The organism is Desulfarculus baarsii DSM 2075 (genome assembly GCF_000143965.1).
Taxonomy (GTDB): Bacteria; Desulfobacterota; Desulfarculia; order Desulfarculales; family Desulfarculaceae; genus Desulfarculus; species Desulfarculus baarsii.
This window is the reverse complement of record NC_014365.1, coordinates 2441332-2461752: the sequence shown is the minus strand read 5'-3', so window position 1 is coordinate 2461752 and position 20421 is coordinate 2441332. Positions and strand designations below refer to the sequence as shown.

Here is a 20421-nt window from a genome sequence, read left to right as displayed (position 1 = left end):
CCCGCGCAAACGCAAAACCCCGGCCCAGAGTTTGGGCCGGGGTCGTTTTGTTCGGCGAGCGGCTGCTACTGACCGCTGATCTTGTTCAGGTCTTCGATGGTCAAGGTGTCGTCGTAGACGCCCGCGCCGACCTGATAGGGCTGGCCCTGCACGGGGATCAGGAAGCTGACCTTGCGGCCCAGTTCGGCGCTGTCTTTTTTGTGCCAGTAGTAGATCTTCCAGATGCCCTTGGCCGTCAGGGCCTGGCAGGCCTCGGTCAGGATGGGCGCGCCGCTCTTGGCGTCCTTGATCACCGAGGCGTCGGCCCCGACGATTTTGGGCGAGGGATGGGCGGCGATCTTGCCTTCCTGGCAGTTGAGGATGAAGACGTAGGAGTCTTTCCACGAGAACTCGCCCTTGGGGTCGTTGAAGGCGGCCAGGCCCTCGGGGCCCAGTTGTTCGAGCATGGAGGCGGCCTTGGTCACCATCTCGTAGACTTCCTGGGGCGTGGCTTTTTCCTGGGCCATGGCCCCGCTGGCCAGGGTCAACAAACCAATGAGGGCAGTCGCGACTATTTTTTTCATGCTGTCTCTCCGTTGCGCCAAGGGTTGTGTTGCCGGTCGAACGATGTTCGCGTAGATGCTAACTGTTTTGGCGGCCTTCGCGCAACGGTTTATCAATTGCCCCAGATGATCCAGGCGAATTTTTCGCGGCCGTTTTGCCGAAAAGTCAATGTGTGAAAGTAGCCGAAGTTGATGAACCGGCCCTGGCTCGGCCAGGGCGGCAGCCGCAGGATGATCGTGCAGCGAAAGCCTTGGGCCCAGCGCAGCAAGGCGTCGGCCGGCGGTCGCATCTGGGCCAGATCGTCGGTCCAGGCGTTTGGCGGCTGGCCGGCCGGGGCCCAGTCCGGATCGAGGATGGCCAGGCGAAACAGGCCCGGCCGGGGCGTGATGGCGGGGCGCTCCAGGTCGCAGCACAGGAAATCCACCCCCGTCGCGCCGCCCATGGCCGCCACGTTGGCCCGAGCCAGGGCCAAGCGCTCCGGGTCGCCATCGACGGCCAGCACCTGGCGATCCCGGGCCAGGAAGCGGGTCAGGCCGCCCACGCCGCAGCACAACTCCAGCGCGCGGCCCGGCGGCAGGCGGGCGATCAGCCGCCGGGCGGCCTCGGGTGGCGTGGCCATGGCCAGGGCCCGTTGGTCGCCCAAAAGGGGCGGCCAATCATTTTTCGGCATAGCGCTTGGGGTCGGCGAAGACGTCGATGACCCAGCTATCCTTGGTGATCAGCGCGGCGTGGGTCTCGCCGTCGGCGATGTGATAGCGGTCGCCGCGGTGGAAGATGTGCGTGGCCATGCCAATGGTCAGCTCGATCTCGCCCTCGACGACGATGCCCCACTGGGCGCAGTGGCTGTGCGGCGGCACGCGCGTGCCGGCCGGCAAAAAGAAAAAGGCCGCCTGGGCCGTGGGCCCGCTGATCAGGCGGACATCGACCCCGGCCAGGGGCGCGTCGGCCTGGGGCAGTTGGCGGATGAACTCGGAATAGACGTCGTTGGCGCTCATGTGTTCATGCTCCCGCTTGTCTGGCGGCCCGTCGGTTTTCCTTGGCCTGGAAGTTGATCACGCATTGGGGCCGGAACTTGCAATAAATCTCGGGCTCCGAGCAGTGGGGGTCGGTTTCCAGACATTCATCGCAATAGCCATAGCCATACTTCTGGCAGTGGGCCGTGGCCGGCCGATCCGGGTGGTTGCGGCAAAAATCCTGCATGTTCATCGGCGAAAATCCTTGGCTTGCTGGGCGCATTTTGTCACGGGCCGTCAAAGGCGGCAAGCTTTGCTTGACCTATTGTCCTCTCTTTTCAATAATGCTGCCTTCACAAAAACGCAAACGCCGGCCACGAAAAAGGCCGGCGGGAGGGGCGCGCGTGGGCAGAAGATATCCCGACAGACCGGTGGTGGGCGTCTCGGGCATCGTGTTTTGCGGCGAGGAGGTGCTTTTGGTCAAACGGGGCCGCGAGCCTTCCAAGGGCCTGTGGTCGTTGCCGGGCGGGGCGGTGGAGCTGGGCGAGGGCCTGGCGGCGGCCTGCGCCCGCGAGGTGCTGGAGGAGACGGGCGTGCGGGTGAGGGTGGGCCCGTTGGTGGAGGTCTTCGAGCGACTCTCGCGCGATGGCCAGGGCCGGGTGGAGTATCATTACGTGCTGCTGGATTACCTCTGCCAGGCCGCGCGGCAAGAGCCCGTCGCCGGCGATGACGCCGCCGAGGCCCGCTGGGCGACCATGGACGAAATGGCCGCGCTGGCCCTGACCCCGGACACCTTGGCCGTCATCGAAAAGGCCTGGGCCATCAATCTCCGTCAAAGGTGGCAAAATTGAAGCGCCATGCGTGCTTGCTGGTTGACACGCCACCGTAACTGCTGCTAAGCTGCGCCAGCTTTCACGAGGTACGGGTTTTGGGAGACGTGGTAGGTTCGCGTCACTCCGGGCCGCGCCGCGCGAGGGCTTTTAAGCACATCTTGGGTGACCGTGGCTGTCGCATGCAGCGGCACGGCTGCGGTGTAACTGCTTCCGGCTGAAGCGTCACCTAACAAGCAAACAGAGGCAAAGTTTCTATGTCTAAGCAGGAGCAAGGACAGAAGAAGTCCCCCCCGGATTGGCTGTTTTTCGTCCTGGGGATCGTCTTGGCGTCGGCCTTCGGTTTTTGGCTGACGCCCACGATTCTCTACGCCGAAAAGACGCAGCCGATGGACTTTTCGCACAAAGTGCACATGGAGCAGGTGAGCGACGGCTGTGCGAGCTGTCACACCTTCCGGGAGGACGGTTCGTTCACGGGCATCCCCGCGGTGGCCAACTGCCAAGAGTGCCACTCCGAGGAAGCCATGGGCGACAACATCGAAAACCCCAAGCACCGTGAGGCGGAAAGGATTCTGGCCGAGGAATACATCGCCAAAGGCAAACCGATTGCCTGGGATGTCTATTCCGGTCAGCCCGACTGCGTGTTCTTCTCCCACGTGGCCCACGTGAAGAACGCCGAGTTGGAGTGCGCCACCTGCCACGGCACGCACGGCGAAACCGACAACCTCCGTCCCTATGAATACAACCGCCTCACCGGCTACAGCCGTGACATCTGGGGCCGCAGCCTGCTTGGGCTGGGCGGGCCGCCGGAGCGCATGAAGATGGACGATTGCGCCGCGTGTCACCGCGAAAACGGCGTGCGCGACGCCTGCTTCGTCTGCCACAAGTAGGCGGTTCGGATCTGGGAGAAAGCCCGATGACCTTGGATAGACGATCCTTTGTCAAGTTCGTGGTGGGCGGAGTGATCGGCATACACTTCAGCCCGCTCGTTTGGAAACTGATGGACGACACGGCCATCTGGACCCAGAACTGGAACTGGGTTCCGGTGCCGGAAGACGGCGCGTTGGCCTTTGCCAGCACGGTCAATCCCTCCACGGGGACGGTCTTGCAGGCCCGCGTCATACAGGGCCGCATGCAGGGCGAGCGCCTGATCCGCCTGGAAGGCGCCACGGCCAGCCCGCTGGGCGAAGGCCTGATTCCGGCCGACGCCTCGGCCTTGCAGTTGCTCTACAATCACGAGACCCGCGTGCAGCAGCCGATGCTGCGCAATCGCCAGACCGGCGTGTTCACCCGCTTGAGCTGGGAAGACGCCCTGAAGCTTCTGGCCGAGCGCCTGGGCAAGCTGGCCGAGGGCGGCCAGGCCCACCGCGTGGCCTGTCTGGCCGGGGCCTCCGGCGACGTGACCTCCGAGATCCTCGGTCGCTTCATGACCGCCTATGGTTCGCCCAACCTGGCTTTCCTGCCCACGGCCCAACAGACCCTGGCCCTGGCCGGCAAGCGGCTTTTTGGCGAGGAAAACCTGGGCTTCGACCTGGCCAACTCCGACTACGTCGTCAGCTTCGGCACGCCGTTGCTGGAGGGCTGGGGCTCGCCGGTGGCCGTGCGCGCGGCCTTCGCCAAGTGGCGTGAGGAAGGCAAGACCACCCTGGTCCAGGTCGACACCCGCGCTTCGGTCACCGCCAGCCAGGCCGACAAATGGCTGGCCTGCAAGCCCGGAACCGAGGGCCTGCTGGCCCTGGCCATGGCCCACGCCATCGTCGCCGCCGGTAAGAGCGCCGTCAGCGCGGGCGGCCTGGCCGACGCCAAATTCGCCCCCGAGGCCGTGGCCGAGCACACCGGCGTGGACGCGGCCACTATCAAGGAAGTGGCCCTGGCCTTGGCCGCCAGCAACAGCGGCGTGGCCATCTGTGGCCCTGGCCCCGAAGGCGGCCCTGGCGCCATGCAGGACTTCCTGGCCGTCCTGGCCCTCAACGCCGTGGCCGGCAAGCTGGGCAAACCCGGCGGCCTCGTCGCCCGCAAGGCTCTGCCGTTGGCCCCCCTGGGCGCGGCCGTGCCCACCCCGACCCAACCGGCCCTGGCCGCTGGCGACCACGATCCCTATACACTCACCGTCAACGCCCTGCGCGCCAAGCCTTACAGCCTGGCCGCTTTGATCCTGGCCGGCGGCAACCCGGTCTTCAACGGCCCCCAGGCCGTTTTGGTCGAGCGCCTGGCCCGCAAAACGCCCTTCGTGGTGGCGCTCACGCCTTATCTGGACGAAAGCGCCGCCGTGGCCGACCTGGTCTTGCCGGCCGCCCACTTCCTGGAGTGCTGGGGCGACGTCCCCACGCCGTTTGGCTGCGCCACCGGCTTCTATGGCCTGCATCGTCCGCTGATCAACGGCGAGCCCCTGGCCAAGGCCACCGGCGACATCTTCCTGACCCTGGCCAAGGCCATGGGCGGGCAGATGGCCCAGGCCCTGCCTCAGCAGAGCGTCTTCGAGGCCCTCAAGACCCGCGCGGCGGGCCTGGGCAGCTTCGAGGAACTGGCCCAGAACAAAGGCTTCTGGGCCGAGGACAAACCCAGCTACGGCGGCGCGGCCAACGTCAATCTGGCCGGGCTGGATTGGCGTGAGCCCGCGGCCCTGGCCCACGGTCATGGCCACGGCCTGATCATGCAGGCCATCCCCTCGCTGCGCACCACCTGGGGCCGCGATCCGATCACGCCCTACATGATCAAAATCCTGACCGACGCCACCCTGGCCCACAAAGACCAGTTGGTGGTGGAGATCAACCCCGAGACTGCCAAGGAGATGCATCTGGCCGAGGGTAGCCGCGTGGAGCTGATGGGCGCTCACGGCGGCGTCAACGCCACGGTGCATTTGTTCGCCGGCGCGCAACCGGGCATGGTCTTCGTGCCGGTGGGCCTGGGCCACACCGCCTTGGGCGAGTTCATCGGCGGCAAGGGCGACAACTTCAACCGCGCGGTCAATGTCGAGAGCGATCCCCTCAGCGGATTGCCCAACTGGAGCCTGACCCGGGTCTCTCTGAGAAATATCGGGGGGGTGAGCCATGTATGATCTGAAAAAGCTCTACAATACCGATGAGCAACGCTTCGGCATGCTCATCGACGTGGACAAGTGCACCGGCTGCGGGGCCTGCTCGGTGGCCTGCATGTCCGAAAACAACAGCGGCGTGCTGGCCGACGAGACCGACAAGGTCCGTTCCATAACCTGGCTGCGGGTCTACCAGATCGACAACGGCCAGAGCTTCCCGGGCACCGAGGTGGCCTTCTTCCCCCGGCCGTGTCAGCACTGCCAGGGCGGCAAGCCCGGCAGCTACAAGGACGGCTTCTTCTTCGAAGACCCCGACGCCCACGAAAGCCACACGCCCTGCGTCTCGGTCTGCCCGGCCACGGCCACCGACTACGACGAAAAGACCGGCATCGTCAGCCAGATCATCACCCGCTGCATCGGTTGCCGGTACTGCGTGGCGGCTTGCCCGTACCACGCCCGTTACTTCAACTGGTTCGACGTGCCGTGGCCCAAGGGCTCCGAACGCGCCCTCAGTCCGTTCGTGTCTCCGCGCATGCGCGGCGTCGTCGAAAAATGCACCTTCTGCTTCCATCGTTACCAACAGGCCCGCAACAAGTCGTTCATGACCGGCGAGGACATGGCCGAGGCCGACTACCAGACCGCCTGCACCGAGGCCTGCCCGTCGGGGGCCATCATCTTCGGCGACCTGCTCAACCCCGACCACAAGGTCGCGCAGGCCATCGCCAGGTATCAGCAAGACGGTCACATGGTTTTCCGGCTGCTGGAGCGGCTGGGCACCAACACCAAGGTGTTCTACGCCACCAAACGTGAGTGGGTCCGTCGTTTGGCCGACAACTTTGTCTCGGACGAGGACTTCAAACGGGCCGTGGCCGGCCAGCAGGGCTAGGGCCACGGGTTGTTTCTTGAAAGTTAGCGAGGTTACCCATGTATGATTCCAGATTCTGGCCAAAGGGCGTAACCCGTGGGCATCCCGCGTTGTTTGTCTTCTGGGTGCTGATCTGCCTCGGGATTTTGCAGTTCTTCGCCATCGGCGCGTTCATGTGCCTGATCTTTGGTCTGAACCAGACGGGCATGAACGACTACTACGCCTTTGGTCTGTGGATCGTCGTAGACCTGGCGGTGATCGCCTTGGGCGCGGGCGCGTTCTTCACCAGCTTCCTGAGCTATATCCTCAAGATCAAGGAGCTGAAGAACATCGTCAACGTGGCCGTGCTCATCGGCTTCATCTGCTACACCGGCGCGATCATGATGCTGGGCATCGACATCGGCCAGCCCATCCGCGGTTGGTTCGGTTTCTGGCACGCCAACGTGCACTCCATGCTCACCGAGGTCATGTTCTGCATCACCACCTACGCCATCGTGCTGATCATCGAACTGCTGCCTTCGGTGCTGGAAAACCGCCAGATGGTCAAGGTTCCGGCCATCGGCACCTTCGCCCACAACCTGCACCGGATCATGATCGTCTTCGCCGGCACGGGCACGTTCCTGAGCTTCTTCCATCAGGGCTCGCTGGGCGGCATGTTCGGCGTGCTCTACGCCCGGCCCTTCGACTACCGCGACGGCTTCATGATCTGGCCCTGGACGTTCTTCCTGTTCATCCTCAGCGCCATCGCCGCCGGACCGTCGTTCACCACCCTGTGCGTGATGATCACCGAGAAGGTCAGCGGCCGCAAGCTGGTGCCCCACAAGACCAAAATGCTCATGGGCAAGATCAGCGGCCTGCTGCTGAGCGCCTACATGGTCCTCAAGCTGGCCGACACCTACTATTGGGCCAAGGTCTTGGTGCCCAAGGCCGGCGGCAGCCTGGACGTGATGTACCAGGCGCCATACGGCGAATGGCTGCTGTGGGCCGAACTCGGCGTCTGCGGCGTGTTGCCGGCGATCATGCTGCTCATGCCCAGGGTCCGCCAGAGCTACGGCCTGCTGTTTTTGGCCATGCTGCTCAACTGCACCGGCGCGGTGCTCAACCGCTTCGTGTTCACCGTCCAGAGCTTGGCCATCCCGGTGCTGCCCTTCGAGAAATTCTTGGCCTACATGCCGACTTGGCCGGAAGTGGCCGTGGGTCTGCTGATCATCGGCTACGGCTTCCTGGTCTATTCCTTGGCGTATCGGTATCTGCCGATTTTCCCCAAGGAAGCCGAACTAACCAAGGGCTAGGGAGGAGAAACCATGTTCCCCTTCGCGTTTGAATGGCATTGGGATATCGGGCACTTCATCTTCTTCGGCCTGTTCTATGGCGCGCTGACCGTCATCGGCCTGACCCTGGCCGGCGTCTTTTTCAAGACCGGCAAGGACTTGGCCTCGGGTCACGTCCATGGCGAACACGACGACGACGACCACGCCCACGGTGAGGCCCACTGAGCCCCCAGGTTGTGTGAAATCGCTGTAAACCGCGGCGGGGCCTCCAGGGGCTCCGCCGCTTTTTTGAGAGACCGCCCATGCCTCAAGCGACCTCGCCAGACCTCGCGCGTCTGGCCGCGGTGATTTTTGACCTGGACGGCGTGTTGTTCGATTCGTTCGAATACAACGTCGCCTTTTACGACCACATCATGGCCAGCCTGGGTCACCCGCCGGTGCCCGAGCACCTCAAGGGCGTGGTCCACCGCGAGAGCGTCCACGGCGCGTTGCGGGCCCTGGTCGGCGAGGGGCCCCAGTTCAAAAAAGCCCTGGAATTTTGCCGCAACCTGGACATTCAAAGTTTCGTGGCCAGGCTCAAGCTGTTTCCCGGCGTGCACGAGACGTTGCAAGCCCTGGGCCGCCGTTTTCGCCTGGCCGTGGCCACCAACCGCATCTCCAGCGCCAGGTTGGCCCTGGACGAGCTGCGCCTCAGCGATTACTTCGAGCTGGTGGTCACCCCCACCACCGCCGGCGTGGCCAAGCCCGACGCCCGCTTCATGGACTACACCCTGGAGCGCCTGGCCTTGCCGCGCGGCCAGGTGGTCTACGTGGGCGACTCCAGCGTGGACGAGGCGTTATGCCTGGACGCGGGCGTGGCCATGGTCGCCTTCCGCGACAGAACCTTGCGGGCCTGGGCCCACGCCGAGGCCATGGCCGAGATCCCGCCGCTGTTGGGTTTGGGCTGAGGCCGCGGCTATTTTTGTGGCTGGGGTTTGTCGAACAGGCCGGCGAACAACGGCGGGCAGCGATAGCTGGCCCAGGCCGGGCAACGGCGGGCGTGTTTGCAGGCCGGGCACAACTCGACGCTGATGCGGTGTTGGCCAGAGCGCTTGGGGCAGACGATGAAATGACGCGTTTGCTTCATGGGCCAACCCTAGCACGGCCCGCCGTCAAACAAAAGAGGGCCGTGCGAAAAATCGCCCGACCCGCCTTCAGACAAAAGAGGGCCGCACGAAAAATCACCCGACCGTTCGTCAATTAAAAGGGGGCCGCGCGAATAGTCGCCCGGCCCGCCGCCCGCGCTTCAGGCCTTGAAGCTGAACAGCCCGCCCAGGATGTCCTTGTTGGCCTGGTAGAGATTCTGCTGCTGGTTCTGCGCGCCGATGGTGTTGTTTTTCTTTTTGTTGCTCGACAGCAGGTTGCCCACCAGATTGCTGGAGTTGTCGTCGTCGAGCATGCTGGTGACGGCCAAGGCGTTGCCCGAGTCTTCGTCCAGCCCTTGGCTGGCGGCCTTGGCCTGGCCAATGGCCATGGCGCTTTGCGCGCCCACGCGGGCGATGGCTCCGAAGGTGAAAGCCATGCGATATTCCTCCATCAGCGCCTATCCCTAGGCTTTTTCGTGCCGTCCGTGGAGGTTATGTAATTATCCTAACATTGGTGGTTAATCGGCGCAAGCGGATTCGCCATTGGCGCGGCCCGGCGTTTCAGCCGATTTTAGGGTTGAAATAGCCGTGCTTGAGCCCGGGAAAGCGCCGCCGCAACTCGTCGATCATCGCGGCCACGCCCAGGCGCTCCTTGGGCTGTCCCAGGCCCAGGGCTTTCAGATATATTTCGGGGTCGATGTTGATGTTGCGCCACTGGATCAGGTCCAGCTTGGTTTGCTCGATGACCTGGCAGAGGGCGTCCATTTCCTCGGGGCGATCGGTGAGGCCGGGCATGGTCAGCAGGTTGAGCGAGGCGTGACCGCCGGCCCGTTTGACGGCCTTGAGCGAATCGATGGCCTGGGCCAGACTCCAGCCCTTGGGCCGGTAATAGGCCGCGTGGCGCTCGGGGATGAGGCTGTTGACCGAGACGCGGATGGAGCTGAGGCCGTCGGTCATCAGGCGGCCGACCTGATCGGGCCGGCTGCCGTTGGTGTTGAGATTGATGGTGCCGAGTGGTTCTTCGAGGCGAATCAAGCGGATGGCCTTGGAAAGCAGATCGGCCTGCAAGAGCGGCTCGCCCTCGCAACCCTGGCCGAAGCTGACCAGGGCCTCGCGTTTGTTGCGGAAATGGTGCAGGGCCACCTCGGCCACTTCCTCGGGGCTGGGCGTGAACTTGATGCGCTCCTGGGTCACCGGAAAGACGCCATCGGGCTGGAACGACAGACAGCCCACGCAGTCGGCGTTGCAGACGGGGCTGGTGGGCAGGGGCGCTTCCCAACGGCCCAGCACCAGATTTTTGGCCGCTGGGCAACCGTAGGTCATGGCGCAGGTGCCCAGGTGTTGCCACAGGCGGTTTTGCTTGTATTGGCGCAGCAGGCGGCGGGCCGCGCTTTGCAGTCGCTCGGGCGGCGGAAAGCGGCCGGGATCCTGGCGGGGCAGGGGGTCGATGCGCAGACCCGTGACCACGAAGTCGTTTTCCATGAAGCCCACGGCGGCATAGGCGAAAAGTGGCAGATTGGGCGCGCCGGGCGTGGTCTTGTAGGCGGCCCAGAGGGTGGCGGTGTGGGCCGGGGCCATGAAGGCGGCCACGGCGCAGACCTTTTCGTCCGGGTTTTCGGGATGTTCGTCGACGATTTCGAACTTGCCGTCGTCGCCCACGCCCACCGGCAGGCGGCCGGGCAAGAGGAACAACTCGCTGCCCTCGGGCAGGGGGATGCAGTCCTGGGCCTCCACCGGCTGCCAACGACCGGCGGCCGAGCCGGCCATGGCCAACTCGGGGTGGTCGAAAACCTTGCCTTCGGCGTCGGCGTAGACCAGACGTGGGGCGCTCATGGCGATCTCCTGGCGTGCGGGGAAAAACTGCGAGGGTTTTACCACAGCCGCCTGGGCCGCGCCATCACGGCTTGTCGGCGGCGCGCGCTTCTGCTATTTTGCTGGGCCATGAGCGCGCGTTACGACATCATCGTCGCCGGCCTGGGGCCGGGCGGGGCGGCGGCGGCCATGACCTTGGCCCGGGCCGGGGCCCGGGTGCTGGCCCTGGACGGCTCGGGCGGCCGCGAAAAGCCCTGCGGCGGTTGCTTGTCGCTACGCGGCGTGCTGGCCGTGGAGTCTCTGTCGCCCTGCCCGTGGCTGCGCGATTGCCCCGTGGCCACGCTCTGGCTGAGCGGGCCGGGCCTGCCCGCCGGGCGCTACCCCACCTCCGAGGCCGGGGTTTATTTTGTCGAGCGCCCGCGTCTGGACCGTTGGCTGGCCCAGGAGGCGCGGCAAAGCGGGGTCGCGGTCCTGCCGGCCAAGCTACGCGCCATCGAAGCCGACGGCCATGGCTGGCGAGCCCGCACCAGCGCCGGCGACTTTGAGGCCGATTGGCTGATCGGCGCCGACGGCGCGCATTCGCTGGTGGCCCGTGGCCTGGGCCTGGGCGGCGGCGGCTGGCTCTACGTGGGCCTGGTGGAGGAGCGGCCCATGCCGCCGCGTCTGGCGCCTCTGCTTGGCGGGACGGCGTTGTTGGAGCTGGGCGGCGCGCCGGGCGGTTATGGCTGGGCCTTTGGCCGGGGCCAAACGCTCAACCTGGGCATGGCCGGCCGCCGCGAGCTTTTGGGCCGCATGGGTGGCCTGCGCCGTTGCTATGGCCGTTTTTTGCGACGCCTGGGCCTGGGCGAGCCCGGCCGCTTGCGCGGGGCGGTGATCCCCTGCCCGGATGGCGGCGTCAGGCGCTATTACCGGGGCCGCGCGGCGGTGGTGGGCGATGCGGCCGGTTTGGCCGATCCTTTCCTGGGCGAGGGCGTGGCCCAGGCCGTGGTCAGCGGCCACATGGCTGCGCGGGCGATCGTGGCGGGTGATTTGGGCCGTTACCAGCGGGCGCTGGCGGAAACTTTACTGCGCGATCATCACAACGCCCGCCGCCTGAGCCGGCTGATCTATGGCTGGCCGCGCCTGGCCCTGCGCGCGGCGGCGGCCCGGCCGGGGGCGATCGAGCTTGGCTGGCGGATTCTGCGTGGTCAAACGCGGCCGGGCGATTTATGGAAAGTCGTGCCGCGAAGGCTGGTTGGCCTGCGGCATGGCCTTGACCATGCCGCCGCGTCATATTATAGTTTAGCTTCAAGCTGAAAAGATCACTGGGAGGTGATCGTGGAGACTGCGCAGAACCGCAACTTGTGGTGGACGCTGGTTGTGGTGGCGGTCATTTGTGTCTGCGCGGTGGCGTTTTATCGCGGGATCGGCCTGATGATCAGCACCGAGCGGCAGCTTGCCCAGGTGCTGGCCATCAACGACAAGCTCGATAGCGACAACCGCGCCCTCTTGCGGCAGGCCCAACGCCTGCGCGTCGACCAGGCCGCCGTCGAGCGCGCCGCCCGTCGCGAGATGGACGTGGTGCGCCCCGACGAGGTGGTCTATCAAGGCAAAGACGCCGAGGTCAAGCCGGCGCTTGCGGTCAAGGAGTGAGCTCGTGAGCGAGCCAGCGTCCAGCCAGGCCGAATTGGTGCTTCTGGAGGCGTGGGTGGCCGACAACCCCGGCTCGCATGGGGCGTTGCGCCTGGCCAAGGCCTATCGCGACCATGGCCGCCTGGACCAGGCGCGCGCCGTGCTGGGCCGCGGCCTGGCCGTCAACCCCGAAAACATCGAAGCCCGGGCGTTGCTGGCCGACGTCCTGGAACAGCTAGGCGAGGCCGACGGCGCGCTGGCTCAGTTGATCATGGCCGCTCAAGAGCTTGGCCGCCACGCCGCGGTCTACGCCAACTTGGCCCGTTTGCTGCGGGCGTCCGGCCGTCCCCAAGAGGCGGCCCGCGTCAAGGCCCTGGCCGAAGCCATGGCGGCTGGCGTGGGGTCGTTGCCGAGCATGGGCGGGTTGGAGTCGGCGACCATGGCCGCCATCTATGCCGCCCAGGGCCACGCCAAGCAGGCCGAGGACATCTATCGCACGCTTTTGGCCCGCGATCCGGCCAACGCAGAAGCCCAGGCCAGCATGGCCGAAACCAAGCGCAAGGCCTCGGCTGGCCACGCCAGGGCCGCCGCTGGTTCGGCCAAGGTCATCGGGCGCTTGGAGCGGCTGCGCGCGGCGGCGCTGGGGCGGGCGGCGTTGGCCTAGGCCCGGCGATCACCAAAAAACTCAAACTTTCAGGTAGCGCAATATGCCAATCAGCACCGCCGAGTTCCGCAAGGGGCTCAAGATCGAAATCGATGGCAAACCCTATGTCATCGTCGAGTCGCAACACGTCAAGCCAGGCAAGGGCGGCGCATTCGTGCGCACGCGCATCAAGAACCTGGAGACCGGCCAGGTTTTGGAGCAGACCTTCCGCTCCGGGGCCAAGGTCGACAAGCCCGACCTCGAGCAGCGCAACATGCAGTTTTTGTACCTCGAGGGCAGCCAATACGTCTTCATGGACAACGACACCTACGACCAGGTCTTCATCGAGGGCGACTATCTGGGTGACTCCGTCAACTACATGCTGCCCAACATCAACGTGACGGTGCTGTTTTTCAACGGCCGGCCCATCGGCGTGGACCTGCCCATCACCATCAACCTGACCGTGACCCACACCGAGCCCGGCGTCAAGGGCGACACCGCCACCGGCGCGACCAAGGGCGCGACCATGGAGACCGGTTTGGTTGTCCAGGTGCCGCTGTTCATCGACGAGGGCGACGTGCTCAAGATCGATACGCGCACCGGGGAGTATCTCGAGCGTGCCTGAGGACTTTCGTCCCAACTTCATGGCCACCGGCATCGGTTCGCTGCCCCACCGCGATCCGCTGACGGCCGTGGCCGACGTGACCGGGCGTCTGACCGAGATGCCCTATTGGCCCCAACTGCCGGCCCTGGGCCCGGCCGAGGACATGAATCTGCAATATGTCGCGGCCCTGGAGCCTCTGGTGGGGGCCGATTTGGCCAGCCGCGAGCCCAAGGCCCACCCTGGCCTGGGCCGCGAGGAGGCCTTGGCCGGGCTCTACGAGCGCCTCTTCGGCGGCGATACGGCCGGCTTTACCCCGCGCGCCGATCAAGCGGCCGGCTTCGCGCCGTTTTGCCGGGTTATCGCCGCCGCGCCGACCGCGTCCTTTCCCTGGGTCAAGGGCCACGTCACCGGCCCACTGACCCAGGCCGCCGCCGTGCTGGGCCATGACGGCAAGGCCATGCTCTACGACGACGAGTGCGCCGAGGCCGTGGCCCGCGCCTTGGGCGTGGCCCTGGCCGCCCAGGCCGGTCAATTGGCCGCCTTGGGCCGTCGGGTGATGATGTTCCTGGACGAGCCGTTCCTTTCGGGCTACGGCAGCGCCTTCACGCCGATCAACCGCCAGCGGGTGGTCGATCTGCTGGCCGCTTGCCTGGAGGAGGCCCGTCAGCGCGCGCCGTGGGTGGTCATCGGCATTCACTGCTGCGGCAACACCGATTGGGCCATGCTGGTCGAGGCCGGGGCCGACGTGCTCAACCTCGATTCGGCCGGTTTCGGGCGGCATCTGCTGCTCTACCCCGAGGCCCTGCGCGCGCTGTTCCAACGCGGCGGAGCCGTGGCCTGGGGGGCCGTGCCCACCAGCGAATACACCGGCCGCGAGACCGTCGAAGGCCTGTGGGCCCACACGCGGGATCTTTTGACCCAACTGGAGGCCATGGGCTTTGAGCGCGCCCAACTGGCCGCCCAAGCCATGGTCACGCCGGCTTGCGGCCTGGGCTCGCTGGACGAGGCCAGGGCCCGGGCCATCCTCGACCTGACGGCCGGCGTGTCGGCCCTGGCCCGGCGCGACTATCGTTAGCTTTGCCGCCAACGGCGGCCATCCCGCAAAACATTCACGGCGCGGACCAACCTCTCGGATTGGCCCGCGCCGTGTTTTTTTGCTGGTTCGCGTGGCTTCAGGCGCGCTTTTGCAGGATCACCGCGTCTTGGTAGATGGGATAACGCCGACGGATTTCCCGGACGTCGAACAGCCTGCCCCAGACATTGTGAATATATTCGGTGCGATAGAAGACGTTGCTGGTGTATGAGCGGTTGTTGTGCCAGCGGAAGATGAGCTTGTCGGTGCTCATGGGCTGGCGCTTGTCCAGGCCGGGGAATTTGGGGTGGTTGCACAGGCCTTTGTGCAGAGGCCAGTTTTCGTTGAAATCCAGCCAGGTCTGATCGCTGTGGACGGTCACCCAGGCCAGGCCGCCGGGCCGCAGGATGCGGTGGATTTCCATCAACCAGGTCATGTCGAAGGCCTCGATGTGCGTGAAAACGGAAAAGGCCGTGACCAAGTCGACCGCTTCGTCTTTCATGGGCAAGGTTGGTATGGATGTGTTGCAGAAGGCGACGATGTTGCTGGGCAAATATTTGTTCACCCAATCGATGTGCCTTTTGTTGATGTCCGAGCCGAAGATTTTGGTCTCGGGCCGCTGCACGGCGAAATGGCGTAAAACGCGGCCGCTGGCGCAGCCGAAATCATAAACGCCGCCCAGCTCCACGCCATATTGCTTGGCCGCATCTTCCAGAAAAAGCAATGATTCGTAGCCGCTGAGCCAATAGGCCAAATGGCGGTCGCCATAGTAGCTTTCCCTGTCCTTGGTGCAGGGCAGGGGGTAGTTGTCGGCTTGAATGGCCAGATCGAAGTCGGCGAATTTGTTGCGGGCGTGCCGCACCAGATTTTGATTTTCCAGATGCTCCCCGACCGGGGCGAGCACTTCAAATTCATCGTCGGCAAAAGAGTTTATGGCAATCATGTCTTCCCATGTGAAATCATCGTTGGGCACAGCTTGCGTCTCCTTGGCCGTTGTCGTCACCTGTGTGGTGCGGAAAAACGAAATAAACTGCCGGCGCGCTTTTTTTGGCGCCACGAACCGGGCTAAGCGCGACTTCTTGGCGTTTGGCCCGTTCGCGGTCACGGTTCGAGCGCTCAGCAAAGCAGGCCGGCGAGGTGTCCACGCCTGTTGGGTTGATTGTTTATGGGGCGGCGTTTCGCGCCAATCATCAACCTCGGAGCGCGACGGGGGGCAGGTTCACGTTCCTCGGCGCGCATCCTATCACGGCCCAATTGGCCTGGCAAGCCTTCGGGGCCTATCCGCGTCGACCAAAAATATCCGTTCCCACCCGCGCCAGGGTCGCGCCTTCCTCGATAGCCACTTCGAAATCGCCGCTCATGCCCATGGAAAGCTCATTCATGGCCCCGGGCGGCAGGTCGGCGGCCAGGCGTCGGGCCAGGCGGCGCAGCTCGGCGAAGATGGGCCGGGCGCGCTCGGGCTCGTCGAAAAACGGCGGCATGGTCATCAGCCCCAGCAGGCGCAGGCCCGGCGTGGCGGCGATCATCTGGCACAGCGCCGGGGTCTCGGCGGCGGCGCAGCCCGCTTTCTGGGTCTCGCCAGCCAGGCTGACCTGGACCAGCACGCCCAGTTCCTTGCCCAACTCCTGGGCTTGGCGGCCCAGGGCCGCGGCCAGCTTGGGCCTGTCCACGCTGTGGACGACCTCGGCCAGTTGGGCCACCAATCGGGCCTTGTTGCTCTGCAATGCGCCGATGAAGTGCCAACGCGGCCCCGCGCCCATGGCGGCGGCCTTGGCTTGCAACTCCTGGACGTAGTTTTCGCCGAAAATCATCTGGCCGGCGGCCATGGCCTGGCGCAGATCATCGGGCGGCCTGGTTTTGGAGACGGCCACCAGACGCACGCTTGCCGGGTCGCGCCCGGCCCGCCGTGCGGCCGCGTCCATGCGCTGGCGCACCCAGGCCAGGTTTGCGGCCACGCTCACGGCCGCTCCTCGGCGTTGGGCGCGATCAACCCCAGCTCCAGCAGCAGCTTGACCACCGCAGCCAGGGGCAGGCCCACCACGTTGGTGTAGCTGCCCGAGACCGCCTCGACCAGCGCCGCGCCCAGGCCCTGCACGGCGTAGGCCCCGGCCTTGCCCATGGGCTCGCCAGAGCGGACGTAGGCGGCGATCTCGGCGGGGGCGAGTCGGCGAAAGCGCACGTTACTCAGCCCCAGGCCGCCGCGCTGGCCGCCGGGCAAACGCAGGTGAAAGCCCGTGACGACCTGATGCTCGCGGCCGTTGAGGCGCTCGAGCATGGCCACGGCCTGGGCCTGATCGGCGGGCTTGCCCAAGATCACGCCGTCGATGGTCACCAGGGTGTCGGCGGCCAGGACGACTTGGCCCGGCCCGGCCGGCGTGGCCAGGGCCTTGGCCTGGGCCAGGCGCTGGGCGGCTTGTTGGGCCGTTTCACCGGGGGCCGTGGTTTCGTCGACGTGGGCCGGCGCGACGGCGAACTCCAGGCCGATGCGGCCCAGTAGCTCGCGACGGCGCGGCGAGGCCGAGGCCAGGATCAGCTCCAGCCCCGGAGTCAGGCGATACAAGGCTATTCTCCCAGCTCGGGCAGGCCGAACAAGCGGCGGGCGGCGTCGGTGGTGGCGGCGGCCACTTCCTCGGGTTCGCGGCCCAGGCAAGTAGCCAACTCGGCCAGGGTGTGGACCAGATAGGACGGCTCGTTGGGCTTGCCGCGCATGGCCTGGGGGGCCAAAAAGGGACAGTCGGTCTCGATGAGCAGGCGGTCGCTGGGCACGAGTTTGACCAGATCGCGCAACTCCTGGTTGGCTGGGTAGGTCAACACGCCGGTGACGCCGATGTGAAAGCCCAGGTCCAGCACCTTTTTGGCAACGGCCGCGTCGCCGGAAAAACAGTGCACCACCCCGCCGATGCGGCCGGCGTGCTGCTCCTTGAGCATGGCCAGGGTGTCTTCGTGGGCCTGGCGGTCGTGGACGATCAGGGGCAGGCCCAGGTCGGTGGCCAGGGCGATCTGCTGGGCAAAGACCTCGCGCTGGATGTCTTTGGGCGTGCGGTCGCGGTAATAATCCAGGCCGCATTCGCCGATGGCCACGGCCGGGGCGGTCAGGGCCAGGCGCTTTAGCTCGCTCCAGACGCTGCGTTCGGTGTAGGCGGCGTTGTTGGGGTGCATGCCCACGGTGCAGAACACGCCGCCCAACTCGCGGGAAAGCTGGGCCGCCTTCAGCGACGACTCCAGGTCGATGCCCACGGCCACGACCTGGGCCACGCCGGCGTCGCGGGCCCTTTTCACCGCCGGGCCGGGGTGTTTGAGCATATCCAGATGGGCGTGGGTATCGACGATTTTCATGACCGGCTGGCTCCTGGCGCTGGTCGTTGCATGCGCGCTATCGTTGGCTTGACACAATAGAATACCATCACCGGCCTTGTTTTGCAGCGCCGGAAACGCCCGCGCGTCAAGCCCGTGGGCATAGGCCTGATTTTGACGGGAGATAGCCGTGGCCAAGGCTTGCCTGAGTGGCCATGAAAGAGTATGGTTTTCGTTGCTGGAGCAATCAACATCCGGGGCCGCGCCCCGTGCAAAGGAGCCTTGCAGTGAGCCTGAACGTATTGATCATCGGCGCGGTGGCCGCCGGGCCCAAGGCCGGTTGCCGCATCAAACGGCTGGAGCCTGACGCCAATGTGACCATGCTCGACCGCGACAACTATATTTCCTACGGCGGTTGCGGCATTCCCTATTATGTCAGCGGCGACGTGGCCGATCTGAAGGGCCTTTTGTCCACCAGCTTCCACATGGTGCGCGATCCGCAATTTTTCAAGGGCGCCAAGGGCGTGGACGTGCAAACCGGCGTGGAGGCCCTGGCCATCGACCGGGCGGCCAAAAAAGTGCGCGTGAAGGATTTGGCCAGCGGCCACGAGAACGATTTGGCCTATGACAAGCTGGTGCTGGCCACCGGCGCGCGGCCGTTCACGCCGCCCATCGCCGGGGCCAACCTGCAAGGCGTCTGGCCGGTGGGCGACCTGCACCACGCCCAGGCCATCAAGCACGCCGTGGCTCAGGGCGGCGTCGGCGCGGCGGCGATCATCGGCGCGGGGGCCACCGGTCTGGAGATGGCCGAGGCCCTGGCCGATCTCTGGGGCGTGGAGGTGCATATCATCGAGCGCCAGGATCAATTCCTGCTCGGCGTCCTCGACCCGGACATCGCCCGCATGCTGCAAACCCACATGGCCGCCCAGGACGGCGTGAGCTTGCATCTGGGCGCCGATGTCGGCGGCATTTTGGCCGACGATGAGGGCAAGGCGCGCGCCGTGGTCGTCGACGGCCAGGAGATCGCCGTGGACATGGTGATCATGGCTACCGGCGTGCGGCCCAACGACGAACTGGCCCGCGCCGCCGGCCTGGAACTGGCCCAACGCGGCGGGATCAAGGTCAACGAGCGCATGCAGACCTCCGATCCCGACATCTACGCCGCCGGCGACTGCGTCAGCGTCAAGAACATCCTTAGCGGCAAGGACGCCTATGTGCCCGCCGGCAGTCTGGCCAACCGCATGGGCCGGGTGGTGGGCACGAACGTCTGCGGTGGCCAGGCCACCTTCCCCGGTGTGCTGGGCAGCTTTTGCATCAAGCTCTTTGGCCTTTCGGCCGCCCGCACCGGCCTCAACGAGGTCGAGGCCCGGGCCATGGGCCTGGATGTGGTCGCTCCGCTGGTGGTCCAGGCCGACCGGGCCCATTTTCACCCGGACATGGCCATGATGTATGTCAAACTGGTGGTGGAGAAAAACAGCCGCCGTTTGCTGGGCCTGAGCGCCCTGGGCGACAACGGCGACGCGGTGGTGGGCCGGGTCAACGCCATGGCCGGGCTGTTGGCCAAGGGCGGCGAGTTGGCCGATCTGTCCAACCTGGAGCTGGCCTACAGCCCGCCGTTGGGCGCGGCGATGGATATTCTTAACACCGCCGCCAACGTTGCCGAAAACATGATCGAGGGCCGGCTGCGTTCGATTGCCATCGACGAATTCGCCAAGCGCCTGGCGAGCGACGATTCGTGTGTGATCGTCGACGTGCGGGCCATCGACAACGCCGGGCCCTATCTGGAGCAACTGGCCCCTAAATGGCGGCATTTGCCCCAGGAAACCATTGCCGGCCGCGAGGGCGAGGTTCCCCAAGACCGCGACGTGCTCTTGATCTGCAACTCGGGCGCGCGGTCTTACGAGGCCATGCGTCAACTGGCCGGCGCTGGCGTGACCAACACCTACAATGTTGGCGGCGGCGTGGCGGCGGTCAAGAAATGGGGCGAGCCGATCCTGGCTCCCAAGGACGAAAATTAGCCGGAGGGACCAATGTCGTCCTATGTCATTCACCCCATCGTCTGCGGGCTAAACGCCACCGATCAGGGCGTGATGACCTATCTGCGCCATTATGGCAAGGCTATCCACATCCCGATCTACGTGTTTTACCTGGAGGGCGGCGACAAAAAGATCCTCATCGACAGCGGGCTGGAGGATTTCCTGATCCCCGAGGGCCTGGAGGACGAGTTGGGCCTGCGGGTGGAGTATCTGGAGGACGGCTTGGCGCGGTTGGGCGTGACGCCGGAGGAGATCGACATCATCATCCACACCCATCTGCACAACGATCACTGCGAAAACGACGGCATGTTCCCCAACGCCAAGATTTACGTCCAGCGGGCCGAGCTGGAGTTTTGCCGCCACCCGCACCCGCTGGACCACCGCTACGACGCCGATTATCTGGAAGGCTGCGCGATCGTGGAACTGGACGGTCCGGCCGAGGTGGCCCCGGGGGTCAGCGTGCTGCCGACGCCTGGGCATTCGCCGGGCGGGCAGTCGGTGGTGGTGCAAACGGCCCAGTCCGGCAAGGCGCTCATCACCGGATTCTGCTGCAACGACAAGAACTTCCCACCGTCCGGCCCGGCGGTGGCCCCCGGCGTGCACACCGACGCCATCCAGGCCTGGGAGTCGGCCAACCTGGTCAAATCCATGCTGGAGTCTGGCCAGATAGACCTGCTGATCCCCTGTCACGCCCTGTGGCCGGGCCAAAAGGGCCCGATCGCCTGATGG

The 20421-nt window shown here is 65.6% G+C and carries 25 protein-coding genes; 14 read left to right on the top strand and 11 right to left on the bottom strand.

Features of this window, described 5'->3' with window-relative positions; all coding sequences use genetic code 11:
• Positions 1-65: 65 nt before the first annotated feature.
• From DEBA_RS11090 to DEBA_RS11075, 4 genes are all read right to left on the bottom strand, one after another.
• Positions 66-563, bottom strand: coding sequence for a cache domain-containing protein (locus tag DEBA_RS11090; RefSeq protein ID WP_013259028.1), 498 nt, complete (start codon positions 561-563; stop codon positions 66-68).
• A 92-nt stretch (positions 564-655) separates the two neighbouring features.
• The gene (locus DEBA_RS11085) at positions 656-1186 is read right to left on the bottom strand and encodes a methyltransferase domain-containing protein (RefSeq protein WP_187288547.1); all 531 of its coding nucleotides are present in this window, start codon (positions 1184-1186) and stop codon (positions 656-658) included.
• A 13-nt stretch (positions 1187-1199) separates the two neighbouring features.
• On the bottom strand, positions 1200-1538 hold the full coding sequence (locus DEBA_RS11080) for a cupin domain-containing protein (protein WP_013259026.1): 339 nt from the start codon (positions 1536-1538) through the stop codon (positions 1200-1202).
• A gap of 4 nt (positions 1539-1542) precedes the next feature.
• Complete coding sequence (locus DEBA_RS11075; protein WP_013259025.1) at positions 1543-1749, bottom strand: hypothetical protein; 207 nt, start codon at positions 1747-1749, stop codon at positions 1543-1545.
• A gap of 151 nt (positions 1750-1900) precedes the next feature.
• Here DEBA_RS11075 and DEBA_RS11070 point away from each other — a divergent pair, with 151 nt between their 5' ends.
• From DEBA_RS11070 to DEBA_RS11040, 7 genes are all read left to right on the top strand, one after another.
• On the top strand, positions 1901-2347 hold the full coding sequence (locus DEBA_RS11070; RefSeq protein ID WP_013259024.1) for an NUDIX hydrolase: 447 nt from the start codon (positions 1901-1903) through the stop codon (positions 2345-2347).
• 236 nt (positions 2348-2583) lie between these two features.
• Positions 2584-3216 carry a menaquinone reductase multiheme cytochrome c subunit QrcA gene (gene qrcA, locus DEBA_RS11065; RefSeq protein ID WP_013259023.1) on the top strand — a complete coding sequence of 211 codons (633 nt, stop codon included), beginning with the start codon at positions 2584-2586 and terminating at the stop codon, positions 3214-3216.
• 26 nt (positions 3217-3242) lie between these two features.
• Entirely contained in the window at positions 3243-5384 is a 2142-nt protein-coding gene (gene qrcB, locus DEBA_RS11060; protein ID WP_013259022.1) for a menaquinone reductase molybdopterin-binding-like subunit QrcB, read from the top strand.
• Entirely contained in the window at positions 5377-6246 is an 870-nt protein-coding gene (locus DEBA_RS11055) for a 4Fe-4S dicluster domain-containing protein (RefSeq protein ID WP_013259021.1), read from the top strand. The genes qrcB and DEBA_RS11055 overlap by 8 nt, the downstream gene beginning before the upstream one ends.
• 38 nt (positions 6247-6284) lie before the next feature.
• Positions 6285-7517: a menaquinone reductase integral membrane subunit QrcD gene (gene qrcD / locus DEBA_RS11050; RefSeq protein ID WP_013259020.1), complete on the top strand. Its 1233-nt coding sequence runs from the start codon at positions 6285-6287 to the stop codon at positions 7515-7517.
• Positions 7518-7529: 12 nt separating this feature from the next.
• The gene (locus DEBA_RS11045) at positions 7530-7721 is read left to right on the top strand and encodes a hypothetical protein (RefSeq protein ID WP_013259019.1); all 192 of its coding nucleotides are present in this window, start codon (positions 7530-7532) and stop codon (positions 7719-7721) included.
• Positions 7722-7798: 77 nt separating this feature from the next.
• Positions 7799-8443: an HAD family hydrolase gene (locus DEBA_RS11040; protein WP_013259018.1), complete on the top strand. Its 645-nt coding sequence runs from the start codon at positions 7799-7801 to the stop codon at positions 8441-8443.
• An 8-nt stretch (positions 8444-8451) separates the two neighbouring features.
• On the opposite strand, the gene DEBA_RS18430 is transcribed toward DEBA_RS11040, so the two are convergent.
• The 3 genes from DEBA_RS18430 to DEBA_RS11030 all read right to left on the bottom strand — a co-directional run bounded on the left by DEBA_RS18430 (position 8452) and on the right by DEBA_RS11030 (position 10453).
• On the bottom strand, positions 8452-8622 hold the full coding sequence (locus tag DEBA_RS18430; protein WP_013259017.1) for a hypothetical protein: 171 nt from the start codon (positions 8620-8622) through the stop codon (positions 8452-8454).
• A gap of 159 nt (positions 8623-8781) precedes the next feature.
• The gene (locus DEBA_RS11035) at positions 8782-9057 is read right to left on the bottom strand and encodes a hypothetical protein (protein ID WP_013259016.1); all 276 of its coding nucleotides are present in this window, start codon (positions 9055-9057) and stop codon (positions 8782-8784) included.
• A gap of 124 nt (positions 9058-9181) precedes the next feature.
• The gene (locus DEBA_RS11030; protein ID WP_013259015.1) at positions 9182-10453 is read right to left on the bottom strand and encodes a radical SAM protein; all 1272 of its coding nucleotides are present in this window, start codon (positions 10451-10453) and stop codon (positions 9182-9184) included.
• A gap of 108 nt (positions 10454-10561) precedes the next feature.
• Here DEBA_RS11030 and DEBA_RS17140 point away from each other — a divergent pair, with 108 nt between their 5' ends.
• Genes DEBA_RS17140 through DEBA_RS11000 form a run of 5 tightly spaced genes read left to right on the top strand, consistent with a single transcriptional unit; the run spans position 10562 to position 14365 of the window.
• Positions 10562-11728 (top strand): NAD(P)/FAD-dependent oxidoreductase, encoded by a 1167-nt coding sequence (locus DEBA_RS17140; protein ID WP_013259014.1) that lies wholly within the window; start codon positions 10562-10564, stop codon positions 11726-11728.
• A 21-nt stretch (positions 11729-11749) separates the two neighbouring features.
• Positions 11750-12064 (top strand): FtsB family cell division protein, encoded by a 315-nt coding sequence (locus tag DEBA_RS11015; RefSeq protein WP_013259013.1) that lies wholly within the window; start codon positions 11750-11752, stop codon positions 12062-12064.
• A 4-nt stretch (positions 12065-12068) separates the two neighbouring features.
• The gene (locus DEBA_RS11010; protein ID WP_013259012.1) at positions 12069-12707 is read left to right on the top strand and encodes a tetratricopeptide repeat protein; all 639 of its coding nucleotides are present in this window, start codon (positions 12069-12071) and stop codon (positions 12705-12707) included.
• 43 nt (positions 12708-12750) lie between these two features.
• Complete coding sequence (gene efp, locus DEBA_RS11005) at positions 12751-13311, top strand: elongation factor P (RefSeq protein WP_013259011.1); 561 nt, start codon at positions 12751-12753, stop codon at positions 13309-13311.
• Positions 13304-14365 carry a uroporphyrinogen decarboxylase/cobalamine-independent methonine synthase family protein gene (locus tag DEBA_RS11000; RefSeq protein WP_013259010.1) on the top strand — a complete coding sequence of 354 codons (1062 nt, stop codon included), beginning with the start codon at positions 13304-13306 and terminating at the stop codon, positions 14363-14365. The genes efp and DEBA_RS11000 overlap by 8 nt, the downstream gene beginning before the upstream one ends.
• A gap of 97 nt (positions 14366-14462) precedes the next feature.
• Here DEBA_RS11000 and DEBA_RS17135 read toward each other — a convergent pair whose 3' ends face one another.
• The 4 genes from DEBA_RS17135 to DEBA_RS10980 all read right to left on the bottom strand — a co-directional run bounded on the left by DEBA_RS17135 (position 14463) and on the right by DEBA_RS10980 (position 17698).
• A complete protein-coding gene (locus DEBA_RS17135) occupies positions 14463-15266 on the bottom strand; it encodes a class I SAM-dependent methyltransferase (protein WP_187288546.1) in 804 nt (267 codons plus the stop codon).
• A 373-nt stretch (positions 15267-15639) separates the two neighbouring features.
• Positions 15640-16323: a YggS family pyridoxal phosphate-dependent enzyme gene (locus tag DEBA_RS10990; RefSeq protein ID WP_013259008.1), complete on the bottom strand. Its 684-nt coding sequence runs from the start codon at positions 16321-16323 to the stop codon at positions 15640-15642.
• Positions 16320-16922 carry a Maf family protein gene (locus DEBA_RS10985; RefSeq protein WP_013259007.1) on the bottom strand — a complete coding sequence of 201 codons (603 nt, stop codon included), beginning with the start codon at positions 16920-16922 and terminating at the stop codon, positions 16320-16322. The genes DEBA_RS10990 and DEBA_RS10985 overlap by 4 nt, the downstream gene beginning before the upstream one ends.
• A gap of 2 nt (positions 16923-16924) precedes the next feature.
• Complete coding sequence (locus DEBA_RS10980; protein ID WP_013259006.1) at positions 16925-17698, bottom strand: TatD family hydrolase; 774 nt, start codon at positions 17696-17698, stop codon at positions 16925-16927.
• 245 nt (positions 17699-17943) lie between these two features.
• On the opposite strand from DEBA_RS10980, the gene DEBA_RS10975 reads away from it, so the two are divergent.
• Together DEBA_RS10975 and DEBA_RS10970 are read left to right on the top strand one after the other, a co-directional pair.
• Complete coding sequence (locus DEBA_RS10975; protein WP_013259005.1) at positions 17944-19674, top strand: FAD-dependent oxidoreductase; 1731 nt, start codon at positions 17944-17946, stop codon at positions 19672-19674.
• 12 nt (positions 19675-19686) lie between these two features.
• Entirely contained in the window at positions 19687-20418 is a 732-nt protein-coding gene (locus DEBA_RS10970; RefSeq protein WP_013259004.1) for an N-acyl homoserine lactonase family protein, read from the top strand.
• Positions 20419-20421 lie beyond the last annotated feature (3 nt).

Bases quoted from the DNA above. Each gene is read 5' to 3' on its own strand.
- DEBA_RS18430 (WP_013259017.1), bottom strand. From the start codon at position 8,622: ATGAAGCAAACGCGTCATTTCATCGTCTGCCCCAAGCGCTCTGGCCAA.
- DEBA_RS11090 (WP_013259028.1), bottom strand. From the start codon at position 563: ATGAAAAAAATAGTCGCGACTGCCCTCATTGGTTTGTTGACCCTGGCC.
- DEBA_RS11030 (WP_013259015.1), bottom strand. From the start codon at position 10,453: ATGAGCGCCCCACGTCTGGTCTACGCCGACGCCGAAGGCAAGGTTTTC.
- DEBA_RS17140 (WP_013259014.1), top strand. From the start codon at position 10,562: ATGAGCGCGCGTTACGACATCATCGTCGCCGGCCTGGGGCCGGGCGGG.
- qrcD (WP_013259020.1), top strand. From the start codon at position 6,285: ATGTATGATTCCAGATTCTGGCCAAAGGGCGTAACCCGTGGGCATCCC.
- DEBA_RS11035 (WP_013259016.1), bottom strand. From the start codon at position 9,057: ATGGCTTTCACCTTCGGAGCCATCGCCCGCGTGGGCGCGCAAAGCGCC.
- efp (WP_013259011.1), top strand. From the start codon at position 12,751: ATGCCAATCAGCACCGCCGAGTTCCGCAAGGGGCTCAAGATCGAAATC.
- DEBA_RS11045 (WP_013259019.1), top strand. From the start codon at position 7,530: ATGTTCCCCTTCGCGTTTGAATGGCATTGGGATATCGGGCACTTCATC.
- DEBA_RS11040 (WP_013259018.1), top strand. From the start codon at position 7,799: ATGCCTCAAGCGACCTCGCCAGACCTCGCGCGTCTGGCCGCGGTGATT.
- DEBA_RS11080 (WP_013259026.1), bottom strand. From the start codon at position 1,538: ATGAGCGCCAACGACGTCTATTCCGAGTTCATCCGCCAACTGCCCCAG.
- qrcB (WP_013259022.1), top strand. From the start codon at position 3,243: ATGACCTTGGATAGACGATCCTTTGTCAAGTTCGTGGTGGGCGGAGTG.
- DEBA_RS10970 (WP_013259004.1), top strand. From the start codon at position 19,687: ATGTCGTCCTATGTCATTCACCCCATCGTCTGCGGGCTAAACGCCACC.
- qrcA (WP_013259023.1), top strand. From the start codon at position 2,584: ATGTCTAAGCAGGAGCAAGGACAGAAGAAGTCCCCCCCGGATTGGCTG.
- DEBA_RS10980 (WP_013259006.1), bottom strand. From the start codon at position 17,698: ATGAAAATCGTCGATACCCACGCCCATCTGGATATGCTCAAACACCCC.
- DEBA_RS11055 (WP_013259021.1), top strand. From the start codon at position 5,377: ATGTATGATCTGAAAAAGCTCTACAATACCGATGAGCAACGCTTCGGC.
- DEBA_RS11075 (WP_013259025.1), bottom strand. From the start codon at position 1,749: ATGAACATGCAGGATTTTTGCCGCAACCACCCGGATCGGCCGGCCACG.